18 protein-coding genes are annotated in these 16,086 nt (G+C 66.4%); 8 read left to right on the top strand and 10 right to left on the bottom strand.

Annotated features, from left to right (window positions below):
- Positions 1-5: 5 nt before the first annotated feature.
- The 5 genes from gyrB to dnaA form a co-directional block, all read right to left on the bottom strand.
- Complete coding sequence (gene gyrB, locus V7004_RS05365) at positions 6-1,943, bottom strand: DNA topoisomerase (ATP-hydrolyzing) subunit B (protein ID WP_334142613.1); 1,938 nt, start codon at positions 1,941-1,943, stop codon at positions 6-8.
- 189 nt (positions 1,944-2,132) lie between these two features.
- Positions 2,133-2,471, bottom strand: coding sequence for a DUF721 domain-containing protein (locus tag V7004_RS05360; RefSeq protein ID WP_334142612.1), 339 nt, complete (start codon positions 2,469-2,471; stop codon positions 2,133-2,135).
- Positions 2,472-2,585: 114 nt separating this feature from the next.
- A complete protein-coding gene (gene recF / locus V7004_RS05355) occupies positions 2,586-3,677 on the bottom strand; it encodes a DNA replication/repair protein RecF (RefSeq protein WP_334142611.1) in 1,092 nt (363 codons plus the stop codon).
- 6 nt (positions 3,678-3,683) lie between these two features.
- A complete protein-coding gene (gene dnaN / locus V7004_RS05350) occupies positions 3,684-4,796 on the bottom strand; it encodes a DNA polymerase III subunit beta (protein ID WP_334142610.1) in 1,113 nt (370 codons plus the stop codon).
- 268 nt (positions 4,797-5,064) lie between these two features.
- Positions 5,065-6,504 carry a chromosomal replication initiator protein DnaA gene (gene dnaA, locus V7004_RS05345; protein ID WP_334142629.1) on the bottom strand — a complete coding sequence of 480 codons (1,440 nt, stop codon included), beginning with the start codon at positions 6,502-6,504 and terminating at the stop codon, positions 5,065-5,067.
- A 411-nt stretch (positions 6,505-6,915) separates the two neighbouring features.
- Between dnaA and rpmH the strand changes: the two genes are divergently transcribed.
- The 8 genes from rpmH to V7004_RS05310 all read left to right on the top strand — a co-directional run bounded on the left by rpmH (position 6,916) and on the right by V7004_RS05310 (position 12,419).
- On the top strand, positions 6,916-7,050 hold the full coding sequence (rpmH, locus tag V7004_RS05340) for a 50S ribosomal protein L34 (protein WP_307781229.1): 135 nt from the start codon (positions 6,916-6,918) through the stop codon (positions 7,048-7,050).
- Complete coding sequence (gene rnpA, locus V7004_RS15815) at positions 7,047-7,403, top strand: ribonuclease P protein component (RefSeq protein WP_442968012.1); 357 nt, start codon at positions 7,047-7,049, stop codon at positions 7,401-7,403. The genes rpmH and rnpA overlap by 4 nt, the downstream gene beginning before the upstream one ends.
- The gene (yidD, locus tag V7004_RS05335; protein ID WP_334142609.1) at positions 7,400-7,681 is read left to right on the top strand and encodes a membrane protein insertion efficiency factor YidD; all 282 of its coding nucleotides are present in this window, start codon (positions 7,400-7,402) and stop codon (positions 7,679-7,681) included. Before rnpA ends, yidD begins: the two co-directional genes overlap by 4 nt.
- Positions 7,681-8,745 (top strand): YidC/Oxa1 family membrane protein insertase, encoded by a 1,065-nt coding sequence (locus tag V7004_RS05330; protein ID WP_334142608.1) that lies wholly within the window; start codon positions 7,681-7,683, stop codon positions 8,743-8,745. Before yidD ends, V7004_RS05330 begins: the two co-directional genes overlap by 1 nt.
- 15 nt (positions 8,746-8,760) lie before the next feature.
- The gene (gene jag / locus V7004_RS05325) at positions 8,761-9,753 is read left to right on the top strand and encodes an RNA-binding cell elongation regulator Jag/EloR (RefSeq protein ID WP_334142607.1); all 993 of its coding nucleotides are present in this window, start codon (positions 8,761-8,763) and stop codon (positions 9,751-9,753) included.
- A gap of 49 nt (positions 9,754-9,802) precedes the next feature.
- Positions 9,803-10,441: an RsmG family class I SAM-dependent methyltransferase gene (locus V7004_RS05320; RefSeq protein WP_334142606.1), complete on the top strand. Its 639-nt coding sequence runs from the start codon at positions 9,803-9,805 to the stop codon at positions 10,439-10,441.
- Positions 10,442-10,597: 156 nt separating this feature from the next.
- On the top strand, positions 10,598-11,530 hold the full coding sequence (locus V7004_RS05315) for a ParA family protein (RefSeq protein WP_334142605.1): 933 nt from the start codon (positions 10,598-10,600) through the stop codon (positions 11,528-11,530).
- Entirely contained in the window at positions 11,505-12,419 is a 915-nt protein-coding gene (locus tag V7004_RS05310; protein WP_334142604.1) for a ParB/RepB/Spo0J family partition protein, read from the top strand. Before V7004_RS05315 ends, V7004_RS05310 begins: the two co-directional genes overlap by 26 nt.
- 124 nt (positions 12,420-12,543) lie before the next feature.
- Here V7004_RS05310 and V7004_RS05305 read toward each other — a convergent pair whose 3' ends face one another.
- The 5 genes from V7004_RS05305 to V7004_RS05285 form a co-directional block, all read right to left on the bottom strand.
- Positions 12,544-13,551: a peptidoglycan-binding protein gene (locus V7004_RS05305; RefSeq protein ID WP_334142603.1), complete on the bottom strand. Its 1,008-nt coding sequence runs from the start codon at positions 13,549-13,551 to the stop codon at positions 12,544-12,546.
- 46 nt (positions 13,552-13,597) lie between these two features.
- A complete protein-coding gene (gene trxA / locus V7004_RS05300; RefSeq protein WP_334142602.1) occupies positions 13,598-13,921 on the bottom strand; it encodes a thioredoxin in 324 nt (107 codons plus the stop codon).
- Positions 13,922-14,036: 115 nt separating this feature from the next.
- Positions 14,037-15,002, bottom strand: coding sequence for a thioredoxin-disulfide reductase (gene trxB, locus V7004_RS05295; protein ID WP_334142601.1), 966 nt, complete (start codon positions 15,000-15,002; stop codon positions 14,037-14,039).
- Positions 15,003-15,098: 96 nt separating this feature from the next.
- A complete protein-coding gene (locus tag V7004_RS05290; protein WP_334142600.1) occupies positions 15,099-15,434 on the bottom strand; it encodes a hypothetical protein in 336 nt (111 codons plus the stop codon).
- Positions 15,435-15,524: 90 nt separating this feature from the next.
- Positions 15,525-16,086: hypothetical protein (locus tag V7004_RS05285; RefSeq protein ID WP_334142599.1), on the bottom strand; the 562-nt coding region annotated here is incomplete at its 5' end.

Genomic DNA, 16,086 nt, shown 5'->3' with positions numbered 1-16,086 from the left:
ATCCCTCAGATGTCGATGAAGCGCACGTCTTTGGCGTTGCTGGCAATGAACTGCTTGCGTGACTCGACGTCGTCACCCATGAGCACGGAGAAGACCTCGTCCGCGATGGCCGCGGCCTCGACCGACACCTTGAGCAGCGTCCGGTTCGCAGGGTCCATCGTGGTCTCGCCGAGCTCCTCCCAGTCCATCTCGCCGAGGCCCTTCAAACGCTGGAACTCCTTCTTGTGGTTCGGGTGCTCCTGCAGGAACGCGGCCTTGGCCTGGTCGTCCTTGAGATACACCTTCTCCTTGCCGACCACCGTCGAGTACAGCGGGGGCTGGGCGATGTAGACGTGCTCCTGTTCGACCAGGTCCTTCATCTGCCGGAAGAAAAAGGTGAGGAGCAAGGTGCGGATGTGTGAGCCGTCGACGTCGGCGTCACACATGATGATGACCTTGTCATAGCGGATCTTCTCGACATCGAACTCCTCACCGACCCCGGCACCGATCGCGGAGATGAGTGCCTGGATCTCCGCGTTCTTCAGCATCTGGTCGATGCGAGCCCGCTCAACGTTGAGGATCTTGCCTCGGATGGGGAGGATCGCCTGGTTGTTCGGGTTACGGGCCTGCACTGCGGACCCACCGGCGGAATCACCCTCGACGATGAACAGCTCACACTCGTCACGATTGCGGCTCGCGCAGTCCCGCAGCTTGTCGGGCATGCCCGCGCCTTCGAGCGCCGACTTGCGGCGGGTGGCCTCCCTGGCCTTGCGGGCGGCGATGCGCGCTCGGGAAGCCTGCACGGCCTTCTGCACGACCTTGCGGGCCTCGGTCGGGTTCTCCTCGAACCAGTCACGCAGCTTCTCGTTCGTGGCCCGCTCGACGAGCGAACGCATCGACACGTTGCCGAGCTTGCCCTTCGTCTGGCCCTCGAACTGGGGCTCGCGCAGACGGACCGAGATGATCGCCGTGAGACCCTCACGGATGTCCTCACCCTGGAGGTTGTCGTCCTTCTCCTTGATGAGGCCTTTCTCGCGCGCGTAGCGGTTCACCACGTTGGTGAGAGCCTTCTTGAAGCCCTCCTCGTGCATCCCGCCTTCGATGGTGGCGATGCCGTTGGCGAAGGAGTGGAGGCCGTCGGTCTGGTAGCCGGTGTTCCACTGGAACGCGATCTCCACTTCCTGGTCGTCTTCGGCCTGCTCGAAGTAGCCGATGCGCTTGAAGAGCGGCTCCTTGGTCTCGTTGAGGTGCCGGACGAAGTCGACGATGCCCCCCGCGTACTTGAACACGACGGGCTCGGGGTGCCCGTCAGGTCGTTTGTCGACGAAGCGGATCTCGAGGCCCCGGTTGAGGAACGCCATCATCTGGAAGCGCTCCAGCAATGTCTGGGCCCGGAAGTTGATCTCGTCGAAGATCGCAGGATCGGGCCAGAACCGCACCGTCGTACCGGTACGGCCACGTGGCGCCTTGCCGATCACCTTGAGCCTGGTCTTGGTCTTCCCGCCGTTCTCGAAGTCCATGTAGTGGCGTTGACCATCGCGGTCGATCTCCACCTCGAGCCGGCGGGACAGCGCGTTCACGACCGAGACGCCCACGCCGTGGAGCCCGCCTGAGACCTTGTAGCCGTCACCGCCGAACTTGCCGCCCGCGTGGAGCACCGTGAGGACCACCTCGGCGGCCGACTTCTTCTTCAGCTTCGGATCCGGATGGGGATCGACGGGGATCCCGCGCCCGTCATCGACCACCTCACAGCCACCGTCGGGCAACAGCGTGACGTCGATGCGGCTGGCATACCCAGCCATCGCCTCGTCGACCGCGTTGTCGACGACCTCGTACACGAGGTGGTGAAGCCCGGCCGGCCCGGTGGAGCCGATGTACATGCCGGGACGCTTGCGCACGGCTTCGAGGCCCTCGAGGACGGTGATGTCCTTCGCTCCGTACGTCGATTCAGCGGTCTGCGCCACGCAGCCACGGCCTTTCCGACTCGGTGCTCCGGCACGGCCGGTGCACGGCTCTCATCTGGGGAGATCGTCGCCGGAACACGTAGGAAAAGCTTGCTCGACGGCACCGATCACAATGATCAAAGTCTACCAGCCGGGGCCGACGCTTCCGTCGAACAGCACCCGCTGCCGGGTGGCTCCCGAGCGGGCCGATCAGCCCCTCGATCGGCGGACGCGAACCTCCAGGCGAGCCAGCTCCGGAAGGTTCAGCACCTCCTGCACCCGGCCCAGGATCTCACGTTCGAGGAACCGCAGCTGGGTCGCCCATGCGGGGTCGTCGACGGCGACCACCAGGACCCCGTCCCGCAGTGCCGAGGGCGTCGCGTGCCGAGCCACACGCTCACCGACGATCTGCTCCCATGAGCCGAACAGGCCACCGACGGCGCCGGCCGAGGAGCCTCCCAGGTGCCGGACCACCCGGTCGAGGCTGTGCGCCAGCCGTTCGGGTTGGGAATCGTTCCCGTCGCTCGTCGGGAGCGGTCGCCAGCTCATCGCCCGAGAGTATGGCCCCAGTGAACCCGACCAGGCGGGGACGAGATCAGACCCGGAGCAGCCCCAGCCGATACGCCACACCCACCTGGCCGTGCCGGTGCAAGACCCGTACGCCTACCACACCGCTGACTGCTCCACCACCAGACCGTCATGCACCTGGAGGACGCGCTGACATCGTGCCCCGGACGGCAACGACACGGCGGTCGTCAGCACCGTCTGGCCCGGGGGCAACGCTCGCAGCAGCGCGTCGCTCCGGCGGGGGTCGAGCTCGGAGAACACGTCGTCGAGTACCAGCAGTGGCGCTGCACCGACTACGTCCGTGACCGCGGTGTGCACGGCCAAGCGCAGCGCGAAGGCCAGCGAGCGTTGTTCGCCCTGCGACCCGTGCGTGCGGGCCGGCAGGTCGTCGATCCGCAACTCGACGTCGTCACGATGGGGCCCGACCAGGCTCACGCCGCGACGCAGCTCATCCCGCCGGAGATCGTGAATGGCAGCAGCGAGGCCGTGCTCACGCCAGGGCGCCACGTAACGGGCCGTCACGGCCGCTGGGACCCCAGCGACCTGGTCGTAGGCGTTCGAGAGGTACGGCTCCAACACATCGAGCAGGCGCACCCGTTGCGCGGCCAGCGCTTCACCCGTCTCGACCAGCTTGGCGTCCCAGACCTCCAGGGTCGTGGCGATGTCCGGGGCGAGACGGCCGCCGGCTTGCCTGAGCAGCGCGTTGCGCTGCCGCACGACTCGCTCGTACTCCGTGCGGAGCAGGTCGTTGCTCGTCCGGATGGCAACGAGAGCATCATCGAGGAACCGGCGGCGCTCCACCGGAGCCCCCTTGACCAGTGCCAGGTCGTCAGGGGCGAAGATCGTCACCCGTAGTGCCCCCAGCAGATCGCGGTTCCTCACCAGCCGCTGTTTGTTGACCAGCACCCGGCCCCGGCCGTGGGCGGCGATCTCCGCTTCGATCAGCAGCGATCGACCGGCGCGCTCGCCCTCGGCGCGAACCACCGCCCGATCCCGCCCCTTGCGGACCAGGGCCTCGTTCGGTGCCCCACGGAACGATGAGAGGGTCGCGAGGTAGCCGATCGCCTCGACCAGGTTGCTCTTGCCCTGCCCATTGTCGCCGATCACTGCGGTCAGGCCGCGGGCCAGGTCGACCTCGGCATGCTCGTAGTTACGGAAGTCCTCGAGCCAGAGCCGACGCAGATACAAGGGGTGTCAACTCACCCGCACCGGCATCAGCAGGTACAGGAACTCGGTGTCACCGAGACCGTGCACGAGCGCCGGTTTCAGGGCGTCGATCGTCTCGAGGGTGATCTCATCACCAGGAGTGACCTCGATGCCTGCAATCAGGTACTCCGGGTTGAAGGCCACCGTCAGTTCGGTGCCTTCGTACTTCGCGTCGAGCTCCTCGTGTGCCTGTCCGACGTCCTGGGTGACAGCAAGGAGCTCGAGGTTGTCAGGCCTCATGACCAGGCGAACCGGCGTGGCCTCTCGAGCAAGCAGACGTACCCGCCGGAGCGCTTCGAGCAACGCCTCTCGCTCCACGGTCAGCCGGTTCGGCTGGTTCTTCGGGATGAGACCCCGGTAGTTGGGGAACTCCCCCTCGATCAGCCGGGTCATCAGCCGCACCGTGTTCAGGTCGCCGATCCCGTCGAGCTCGAAGGACGCGTCCCGATCCCCGAGACGCAAGGTGATGGTCGACGCATCCCCGAGCAAGCGGGTCAGCTCCTTCAGGGCGTGAGACGGCACGAGCACGCTCTGGTCCGGCTCCAGGACCGATGTGCCGGGAAGATCACGCACCGCGAGCCGGTACGAGTCGGTGGCCACGAGGCGGAGGCCGTCACCTTCGGCGGCCATCAGTACACCAGTGAGGATCGGCCGAGCCTCGTCCACACTCGCCGCGGAGACCACCTGCCGCAAGGCATCGGCGAACGCTCGGGCGTCGAGCTCCACGGACTGGTCGGCCGGCTCCGGGAGTTGGGGGAACTCGTGGGCTGGGATGGTCCGCACCGCGAACTGCGACCGGCCTGCCACGATGCGAGCCTCGTCGTCATCGACCTCGACCTCGACCGCACCGGGGCCAAGTGCTCGGACGATGTCGGTCACAAGCTTGGCAGGCAGGACCCCGACACCGTCGTCACCTGCTGCGACCTCGATCGTGGCGGAGATGGTGAGATCGAGGTCGCTGCCGGTCACCCGCAGTCGCTCACCCGCGAGCTCCAGCCGGACTCCTGACAGCACCGGCAGGCTGCTGCCCCGGTTGGTCACCGCTCGCTGGGCAGCACCGAGGGCCTCGACGAGCTTGTCGCGTTCACACCGGAACTTCACCGCAGGCTCGCTTTCTCTATCGCTTCTCGTTGATTGATAGCTGGTAGTAGCCGTAGTAGGGGCTGGGGATTGTGGACATCTACTCGCTGGCGCAGGTCAGGACTGGTTTCGCTGTCCTCGGGCCATCCCCAGTCCCTCACAGGTTGGCATGGTGGCCGGGCGGGTCGGGGGATCGCCGAGCAGATGTCCACGCTCGCGGGCGGGCGATCCACAGACTTCTCCACGGTGTCTTCCCCACAGGCACGCGCTCCAGGTGAGATTGAGCCGGTCAGGATCCACTCCGGACGGCTTGGGTGAGCGCGGTGACCTGGTCGTAGACCTGCCGGCGTTCCTTCATGAGGGCGCCCACCTTCTCCACCGCGTGGATGACGGTTGTGTGGTCCCGGCCGCCGAATTCCCGCGCGATGGCGGGGTAGCTCAGATCGGTCATCTCCCGGAAGACGTACATGCCGATCTGGCGGGCGGTGACGAGGGGACGCCGACGGCTCTTGCCCCGGATCTCTTCTTCCGAGTAGCCGAACATCTCGCACGTCTTGCGCATGATGAGTTCGGGGGTGATGGGTTTCGGCCCGCTGTCGGTGATGAGATCCGAGAGCACCCGCTCGGCGAGATCGACTGAGAGCTTCTCGTCGGTGAGGCTCGCATAAGCACAAACCCGGATGAGTGCACCTTCCAGCTCACGGATGTTGTTGGTGATGTTTGACGCGATGAACTCGAGGACCTCCGGCGGTGGAGGCACCGGTTCGTTCTCGGCCTTCTTGCGGAGGATCGCCAACCGGGTCTCGAGCTCGGGTGGGTTGATCTCGGTGGTGAGCCCCATCTTGAACCGGCTGCGGAGCCGCTCCTCGAGCGTGGCCATGGCGTCGGGCGGGCGGTCCGAGGAGAGGACGATCTGGCGGTTTGCCTGGTAGAGGGCGTTGAACGTGTGGAAGAACTCGTCTTGGAGCTGCTCGCTCTTCTCGATGAACTGGATGTCGTCCAGCAGGAGGACGTCGACTTCGCGGTAGCGCTTCTTGAAATCGGCCATGGCGCCAGCCCGGATGGCGTCGACGAACTGGTTGAGGAATGTCTCGGTGGTCACGTAGCGCACGACGAACGTCGGGTAGTTCTCGTTGACGTAGTGCGCGATCGCTTGGAGGAGGTGGGTCTTGCCGAGGCCGGCGTCGCCGTAGATGAACAGCGGGTTGTAGGAGCGAGCCGGAGTTTCCGCCACGGAGAGGGCCGCGGCGTGAGCGAATCGGTTCGAGGTGCCGATGACGAAGGCCTCGAACGTGTAGCGGGGGTTGACGAAATCCGGCTCCCGCCCCCGGCGGGTGCCGGTGTCGTCGGGTGTGCCGACTGGATGACGACCGCTGTCCACAGGATTGTGGATGTCCTGACGGTCGCCATGGGCGGGTGCTGTGAACTCATCTCGAGTGGCTGCCTGGTCACCCTCCGTGTGCACCTCGATGCGGAGCTCGATGGCTCCGCCGCCCACATCGGCGAGCGCACTGCGCACCAACGTCAGATAGCGGCCCTCGATACGGTCCCGCACGACGCTGCTCGGCACGGCCAAGCGGAGTTGCCCATCGGCAAGCTCCAAGGGCTTGGCAGCGTTGAAGGTGGTGAGCCAGACAGCCTCGGAGACCTGCTCGCGGAGGATCTCCGCACATGCTGTCCACAACTCATGCGCTCCCTCCACCAGCCCGTACGCCTCCTTGGGTACCATCACGTCCACAACGGAGTCCACAACTGTGGAAAACGTGGCCGGCGCCTCTTGTCGGGTAGCCAGCCCTGTTGCGACCGACCGGCTGCGCCGAGGGGCGAACGAGTCGATTCGGTGCGATCGGCGACCGTAGCACCCTGTGGACGATCGCGCACGGGGTACGGGTGTCGGCCGTGAATGAGCTGGTCAGTAAGGGTTTCCAGTGGACCAGCCGGGGATCGAGCCGAGCCGGGTTGCCCCTCTCGCGACCACGGTTCTACCCTCGCGACCAGCATTGGCGAGTCTCGCCGAGATACGCGCGGATGGTCTTCGGGACGCGCGGCCGGGTGGCGCCCCATGTGCCGGAGGGTCTCGCCACTCGGATTTCCACAACGCCGCCAGCCGAGGGAGGCTCGGTGGTCGAGGAGGCAAGAAGTGAAGCGAACGTTCCAGCCCAACAATCGTCGCCGAGCCAAGCGGCACGGTTTCCGGCACCGCATGTCGACGCGAGCAGGACGCCGAGTCTTGAGGGCCCGTCGCTTGAAGGGGCGGCAGCGACTGTCGGCCTGATCTGGCGAGTCCGCGACCGCGGGACCTTCGACGCGCTCCGCCAGTACGGAAGGCGGTCTCGGTCCGGACCGGTTCGGGTCACGCACCTGCCCGCGAAGACCCCGAGTGAGCGGCACGAGCCACCGAGGGTCGCATTCGCCGTCAGCAGGCGGGTGGGCTCAGCGGTGGTGCGAAACCGCATCCGGCGGCGCCTTCGTGGAGTACTGGTGGAGCTGGCCCAGGATGTGGACAGTCCACTCAGGCCAGGGGCGTACCTGATCGGCGTGGATCCGGGCGCCGTGGCACTGTCTCATGAGGAGTTGAGGAGCAACGTGACAGCAGCGCTCGAGCGTGTGGGGAAGGGGCGCGAGTGAGCGCGTCGCGCCGAGTCCGGCTCCCGGCTCGCCTGTTGGTGGCGCTGATCCGGGCCTACCAGTGGGTTTTCGCCTGGCGCCCGTCGCCGTGCCGCTACACGCCGAGCTGTTCCACCTACGCCCTTGAGGCCATCCAGATCCATGGATCGATACGCGGGGGTTGGTTGGCCGCCCGGAGGTTGGGTCGCTGCCACCCATGGGGCAGTCACGGTTGGGACCCGGTACCTGAACCGCGGGCCCGATCCTCCTCGTCGACCACGCAACGGAAGGTCGCTTGATGAACGCGTTCTTCGATTTCTTCGCCGCGATCCTGTCGTTCTTCTACGGGCTCGTGCACAGCTACGCGTTCGCCATCACGATGCTGACGCTGCTCGTGATGATCATCGTGACGCCACTGACCCTGAAGGGCACCCGCTCCATGATGGTCATGCAGCAGCTCCAACCGGAGATCCGCAAGATCCAACAACAGTACAAGGACGATCGACAGCGGCTGAACGAGGAGCTCCTCAGGTTCTACAAGGAGAACAACCTCAACCCGTTGGGAGGTTGCCTCCCCCTGCTCGTGCAGATGCCGGTGTTCTTGGTGCTGTACCAGGTGCTTCGTGGCCTCACCCGGCGCGAGAGCTCGTTGGGGTTCGATGCCGGTTGGGTGACCGGTCAGCTCGGGGTGGGGAAGACGCCGGGAACCCCACCCGGGATCGAACGTCCGTTCGATCCCGCCTTCATTCACCCTGATACGGAGATGTATCAGGCCCTGCACGGCTCGACGACCATGAGTGGGCCGCTGGGGATGAACCTGGCGGAGTCGGCCAGCCAGGCGCTGAGCACCGGCATCCTGCATGCGTTGCCGTACCTGGTTCTCATCGCCATCGTCGCGGTCACTGGGTTCGTCCAGCAACGACAGATTCAGGGCCGCAACCCCAACGCGCAGATCAATCCGCAGCAGCAGATGATCATGCGCATCATGCCGGTGTTCCTCCCGGTGATCTCGTTCGGGCTCCCGGTCGGTCTGGTCCTGTATTTCGCCGTGTCGAACCTCTACCGCATCGGGCAGCAGGCGTTCATCTCGCGCAGTATCTACGGGATGTCCCGGGCGGAACTGAAGGCCAACCGGGAGGCTGGCAAGAAGGCTGCCACCTCGCCGGCCAAGAAGCAGAGCTCGCCTAGGAAGGACGACACCGGCAAGACCCGGGGCGCGGACAAGAGTGGGAAACAGGACGCGGCCAAGGTGGCCAAGCGGCCCTCGAGCCGTACCGGTGGGGCGAGCCGGGTCACCCCGAAGACGAGCCGCGGGACGGGCCAGCCGGCTCTGCAGCCACGCGCGCGAAAGAAGAAGAGGTAGCCAAGGTTGGAGTGGGTGGAGACCACCGGGCGAACGGTGGACGAAGCGAAGGACCGAGCCCTCGACCAGTTGGGCGTCGACCTGAGCGACGCGGAGTTCGAGGTGCTCGAGGAGCCCAAGGCTGGGCTCTTCGGACGGATTCGCCGTGAGGCTCGGGTGAGGGCCCGGGTCAAGCCGACCCAGCCTCGACCGAAAGCCGACCGCCGTGAGCGTCGGAGGCGTGGGCGGTCGGCCGGTGACAACGGCCGTGAGCAGGGGCGAGTGCGGTCACCGAAGACCGTCAATCAGCAGCAGGCGGGCCAGGCCCCGCCTCAGCAGGGGCGGGAACGCCCAACCGAGTCTGGCGATGCTGAGATCGTCGAGAACCCCGAAACCCCAGGGAAACGAGCCACGGCGACGAGTACACGACGGTCTCGCCGGCGGGGACGCGGTGGTCGAGGTGCACCGGGGCGCGCAGGCGATGCTGGTGCGGTACCGTCAGAGCAAGTCATGGAGTCCAGCAGCCCCGACGAAGGAGGCCCGGGCATGACGGTGGAGGAGGTCTCCTTGGAGGAGCAGGGGGACATCGTGGAGGCCTTCTTGGAGGGCTTGCTTGACGCGTTCGATCTCGACGGAGACGTGCAGCAGGTGCGCGTCGACGATGACACCCTGGAAGTGAGGATCGAAGGCGACGACCTGGGCTTGTTGATCGGCCCCAAGGGCCAGACGCTCGTCGCAGTGCAGGAGCTCGCTCGGACTGTGGTGCAGCGCCAGGCCCACGGCGCTCACCGTGGACGGTTCCGCGTGGATGTGGCGGGATACCGTGAGCGTCGCCGCCAGGCACTGGAGCGGTTCGCTCGCTCGGTCGCTGAAGAAGTCAAGCGGACCGGGGTGCAGAAGGCTCTCGAACCGATGGGGTCCGCCGATCGCAAGGTCGTCCACGACACCGTGAACGCGATCGACGGGGTGTCGACGCTCTCCGAGGGCGAAGATCCTCGTCGCCGAGTCATCATCGTTCCCCAGCCCTGAGCCCGGACCACTCCCTGCGATCCGCCTCTGCGACCGGCGAGGGCCGCGAGTGAGCCCGTCCGCCGAAGGGGCAGCGCTGCTGGCGGTGCTCGAGGAGGCACGGGCCAGGGGGTTTCTCGGTCCCGGACCCGTGGACGAGCACGTCCGACAGGCGGAGCGTTTCGGGAGCCGGATCGACGAGCTTCGGGCACGAGGAGCCCTTTTCGCCCGGGCTGTTGACCTGGGCAGTGGCGGTGGAGTGCCGGGTCTGGCGCTCGCCGTCGCCGATGCCGAGCTCACCTGGGTCTTGGTCGAGGCCGGCGAGCGGCGAGCAGCGTTCCTCCACGAGGCTGTCAACACCCTTGGTCTGGCCGACCGGGTCTCAGTTCGCTGGGGCCGTGCGGAGCTACTGTCCCGGGATGCGCAGCTCCGTCACCAGATCGATCTGGTGGTGGCTCGGAGCTTCGGGCCACCGGCGGTCACCGCCGAGTGCGCGACGGGCTTCCTGCGACGGGACGGTTACCTGCTGGTGAGCGAGCCGCCGCACCCCGAGGAGAAGCGGCGCTGGCCACCGGAGGAGCTGGCAGAGTTGGGGTTGCAACCAGAAGGCGTCGTTCGCGGAATCCAAGTCTTGAAGCAAACGAGACCCTGTCCCGAGCGCTTCCCGCGTCGGGTCGGGATACCGGCGAAGAGGCCGCTGTTCCACTGACCGGATGTTCCACGTGAAACACCGCCACGGTGCTTGACCACGCCGCCGTTCGACAGGAAGGATGGACCGGTGACCCCCGAATCCAGCGGAAGCGGTGGACGCCCCGCCTTCGGCATCCTGAGCAGGTTTTTGCCTGGACAACCGAGCCAGGCTGCGGTGGCCGACCCCAAGCCGACCCTGGCCGACGAACCGTCGGATCGCGACGTCGACCGGGTGGACTCGTCACCGGAACCCGCCATTGACCTGCCCGGGGACATCGATCTCGCCGAGCGGATCATCGAGGCAGGAGCACCGGCCACGGTTCGTCGCCCATTACCCCGGGTGATCGCGATCGCCAACCAGAAGGGCGGGGTGGGGAAGACGACCACCGCGGTGAACCTGGGTGCGTGCCTGGCCGAGCTGGGCTACCGCACGCTCGTCATCGATCTCGATCCGCAAGGGAACGCCTCGACCGGGCTCGGTATCAACATCCGGGCCCTCGATGCCTCGATGTACGACGTGATCATCAACGACGTCCCCCTCGATGACTGCATCGAGGGGTCGTCGGTCCGAGGGCTGTTCGTGGCTCCCGCTAGCCTGGATCTCGCAGGGGCCGAGATCGAACTTGTTCCGGCATTCAGCCGGGAGTTGAAGCTCCGCAAGGCAGTGCGGGAAGTCCGTGACGACTACGACTACATCCTGATCGACTGCCCACCATCGCTTGGTCTACTCACGGTGAACGCCTTTGCGGCGGCGTCGGAGGTGCTGGTGCCGATCCAGTGCGAGTACTACGCACTGGAGGGTTTGGGTCAGCTGCTCCGAAACGTCGATCTGGTGCAACGGAACCTGAATCCCGACCTCGAGGTCAGCGCCATCGTGCTGGTCATGTTCGATGCTCGCACAAAGTTGGCGGATCAGGTGGCCAGCGAGGTACGGGCCCATTTCGGCGACAAGGTGTTGCGGCAGGTAGTGCCGCGCACGGTGCGGTTGTCCGAGGCCCCATCGTTCGGTCAACCCATCATCACGTTCGATCCGAGTTCCCGAGGTGCGATCGCCTACCGGGAGCTGGCGAAGGAGGTCAGCGGTGGCGCGGCGCAGCGGGTTGGGTAAGGGCCTCGGGGCGCTGATTCCCGCCTCAGAGGATGCGAGGGACGGAGGTCCCCAACTCCGGGAACTCTCGATCAGCCAGATCGAGCCCAACCGATACCAACCCCGTTCACATTTCGATGAGGAGGCACTGGCCTCGCTGACCGCGTCCATTCGGGAGGTCGGCGTCCTGCAGCCGATCCTGGTCCGTCCTGCTGGCACCGATTTGTACGAGCTGATCGCCGGTGAACGGCGATGGCGAGCAGCGCAGAGGGCAGGCCTGTCGACCATCCCTGCGTTGGTCCGCACGGTGCAGAGCGAACAGTCGCTGGAGCAAGCGCTGGTTGAGAACCTGCATCGAGAGGATTTGAACCCGCTGGAAGAGGCGGCGGCATACCAGCAGCTCATCGATGACTTCTCACTCACCCAGGATCAGGTGGCGACCCGAGTGGGCAAGAGCCGATCGGCGGTGGCGAACACGATTCGATTGCTCCAGTTGCCAGGAGCGGTCCAGAAGCTCGTGGCGGAGGGTCGGCTCTCCGCGGGCCACGCTCGAGCCATCCTCGGCGTGCCGGATCAGGCCTTCCAGGAAGAGCTGGCCCGGTTGGCCGTGGCTGAGGAGTTGACGGTGCGAGAGGTCGAGGAGCTGGTGCGCCGGCAGGTGCAAGGCGACGAGCCGTCGACGACGGATGGTGCAGGCCCGGTCACCCCACCGGTCGAGACATCGACCCCACGCGAACCGGGCGAGACCAGGCCCGCTGCCATCCTGGAACTCGAGGCCCTGCTCGCGGATCGTCTCGACACCAGGGTGAAAGTCACACTCGGCGCCGATCGGGGGAGGGTGATCATCGAGTTCGCCACCCTTGACGATCTTGAGCGAATCTACGGGGTGATCACGGCGGGAACGAGCTGAAACGCCGACCCCTCGTGACCGCGCGATGCTCTGGTTGATCCACAACCTGTGACAAACCCTGTGGTCAACCGTTCGACTTCAGTGGCATCTGTCACATGAGGGAGTCCTGGGCGAACGGACCGGTTCACGTGACGACGGGATCCTCCACCCAATGGACCAACCCGGTGACCAAGGCTTCGGCGACGGTGGCGGTGCCCACGACCACCTGATCCACTGGTCCGAGGTAGCACATCACGGCGGGCATCCGGGTCTCCCGGAGGATCGGCAGCCGCATCGCCCGGCTCTCAGCAACGGGGAGTCCTGCTTGCTGGTGGAGGGTGGTGGTGAGGACGTCGGCGAGATGATGCCCACCGGCGCTCTCAAAGCCTGTCGTGGCGTAGTAGGTGCACTGGCAGAGGTCCTGGTCACCGAAGCCGAGACCGAGGTAGACATCAGCGTCGAACTCGTTTGCTTCCCGGGCGTGGATTGACGGGTCAGGATGGTTGAGTACGGCCACCACCGCCCCCTTGGCCTGCAGATCCCTGGCCATGGCGGTGACCACCACCTCCAGCCCACCCCCGTCGCCGATCGCTAGTCGTCGACCGTGGAGCGCACGTGGCGAGTGCCGGAGGCGGTCACGTTCGCGGACCCCAGCAACGCTCGAGTTGTGATCGACGCGGCCGCCGAGCCGCTCGAGCGTGGCGAGTACATCGCGCCCGCAGACCCCGTCGGTCGTCAGGCCGGTGTTGCGCTGGAAGTCTTTCAATGCGGCTTCGGTGTTGGGACCGAAAATGCCGTCCACGCGGCCAGCGTCGAATCCCAGCGCTCCGAGTCGCAACTGGAGATCGGCCACGTCATCGCCGCGGAGCATCGGGTTGCGGTGGTAGAGCAGCCGATCACCGAGCCGGTAGCCGGCTTCCACCAACGCCGCCCACGTCGGTGCATCGCACGAGCCGTTGACCAGGAGACCCCGGCTCTCCTGGAATCGCCGCACGGCCCGTTCGGTACTCGGACCGAAGGTTCCCACCTCGCCGGGATCGATCTCGTGGCCCAGCGCAGTGAGCCGCCGCTGGAGGTCGCGCACCGCTTCGCCGCAGGCGTTGGGCAGCAACGGAAGGGTGGTCGGGCTCGCCGAGGTGGGACGCTCAGACACCAGAACCCCCGCGCTCATCAGTCGGGGTGAGGTTGACCCGCGAGGTTCAGAGGAACTGACTCAACTCCTGTAGGAGTTGCGCCTTGCCTCTAGCTCCGACGATACGGGCCGCCTCCTTGCCATCTTTGAAAACGATAAGCGTCGGGATACTCATCACCGAAAAGCGGAGCGGGATGTCAGGGTTGTCGTCCACGTTGAGTTTGGTGACCCGCAGACCGGGGTGTTCGGTGGCGATCTCCTCGAGGACTGGGGCGATCATTTTGCAGGGGCCGCACCACTCGGCCCAGAAATCGACGAGGACCGGCTGATCGGCCCCGAGTACCTCTTCGTCGAAGGTGGCGTCGGAGAGCGTGGTGACGGGTACGGACATCACTGGATCCTTCTGGGCTACGAGCGGGAATCACACCAACGTGCAGACCGCGGGCGGCATTCCGTGAGCGCCGGCGCGCCATCGCAGCGCTCACCGTAGCGCGATGCCGAACCGGTCATGGATGGGGCTGTGCGTCCAGCCACCGCTCGGCATCGATGGCGGCCATGCAGCCTGAGCCGGCCGCGGTGATCGCCTGGCGGTACACGTGGTCCTGGACGTCACCGCACGCGAAGACCCCCTCGACGTTGGTGCGGGTGCCCTCGCGGGTGATCAGGTACCCCGTGTCTTCCATCTCCAGCTGTCCCTTGAACAGATCGGTGTTGGGCTGGTGGCCGATGGCCACGAACAGGCCGGTCACGGCCAGCTCGGAGATCTCGCCGGTGATGACGTTGCGAACCTTGAGACCCTCGACGGTGGTCGTCCCCAGCACCTCCTCGACCACGTGGTTCCAGAGGATCTCGATCTTGGGGTTGGCGAAGGCTCGCTCCTGCATGATCTTCGAGGCCCGAAGCTCGTCACGCCGGTGGATGAGCGTGACCTTCTCGGCGAACTTGGTGAGGAAGGTGGCCTCTTCGACCGCCGAATCGCCACCCCCCACGACCGCGATGTGCTGACCCCGGAAGAAAAAACCGTCGCAGGTGGCACAGGTCGAAACGCCGTGCCCGAGCAGGCGTCGCTCACCCTCGAGGCCCAGCATGAGCGAGCGGGCCCCGGTGGACACGATGACGGCGCGGCTGCGGTAGGTGGGCTGTTCGGCTTCGGGGTCACCCACCCAGATCCCGAACGGCCTGCTCGACAGGTCGACTCTGGTGACCCGTTCGGTGACGATCTCTGCTCCGAACCGCAGGGCCTGCTCACGGAACCGGGCCATCAGCTCGGGGCCCATGATGCCTTCCGGGAAACCGGGAAAGTTCTCGACTTCGGTGGTGAGCATGAGCTGGCCACCGGGTTGATCGCTGGTCGATGACGGCTCACCCTCGATCACGAGGGGGTGGAGGTTGGCCCTGGCGGTGTAGATGGCCGCGGTCAGGCCCGCGGGACCGGAGCCGATGATGATGACGTTACGTACGTCGGTCGTCATGTGAGTCCTTCCACGGTGCAGTGCTCCTGGCAACTGGTCACGGAGGTGTCCCCGCCAACGGGTCGTGGGCCCGAGCTATTCCCCAGGGGGTATCCGTCAGAGATAGGGCGGCGCGTGCCGCTTCCGGAACAGGATCGCCCCGACCCCGGTGAAGAACACCCCGACGATCAGGTAGGTGAGCCAGACGGCCGGCAGCAACTCGTTGAGCAGTCGCAACATCGCGACGATCACCAGGACCACGACGATGGTGGCGAGCAAGAACGTGATCAACCCGAAGACCAGCGCCCGCGAGGCGGTGAGGATCGGCCCCGTGGTCTTGTCGCGGACCTGGTCGACCACGTTGACGATGGCGTCCGTCGCCTGGGCAGGCCAGTCGTCCGCCGGGGAGGACCGGTCGGCCATCGGGACCGCGCGATCGGCCGGGCTCGCCATGCCGGCGATCCTAGTGCCGAAAGGTGGCGAGCTTCGCCGCCGGCACGGCACGCACCGCCGACGAGGGAGCGGTGGGGAGTGGCGGGGGAATCAGAGCGTGAAGCGCTCGAGGATGCGGCATCCTTCCACCGCCGTGACCATCACGACCTCAGGAGAGCCGTCGCCGGGAGCGAACACGTCGACGTACGCCGGCACGCCCCGGTAGGTCACGCCAGCGGCATACACCCATGGGCCGAGCGACGAATCGGTGGCGTTGGTGACCGGTGCGCAAGGGGACGGGCCCATCATGGCCGTGGTCGCGGAAAGGTCGGAGGCTCCTCCACCTGAGCCGGTCGTGCTCGGCGTCGCGGCTGCCGCCCCGACCGGCCCATAGGCAGCGCGCACCGCGTCGCGGAGATCCGCAGGGTTGGTGAAGAACCCGAGCTGGGACTCGCCGATCGGCGCCGCCTCCGTGGTGCGCTCCTCGCCGGAACCGGTCGGCTCGGGGAGGACGGGGGCGCCTCGGGAGGTGTTGGCAGGGATCTCGGCGCCGACCTCCGCGAAGGTCTCCGTTCGGTCCGGCTGGGGGCCCGACGCGACGTCGGTATGGCTCGCCGTGCGGTCCCAGCGGAGGAGGGCGAACGTGGCGATCGCCACCCCTTCAGCGGCGGCG

Origin of the sequence: Rhabdothermincola sp. (assembly GCF_036846205.1) — a bacterium.
GTDB lineage: Bacteria > Actinomycetota > Acidimicrobiia > Acidimicrobiales > Acidimicrobilacustridaceae > Rhabdothermincola.
Note: the sequence above shows the minus strand (reverse complement) of the source record. Positions and strands in the feature narration are given on the sequence as shown.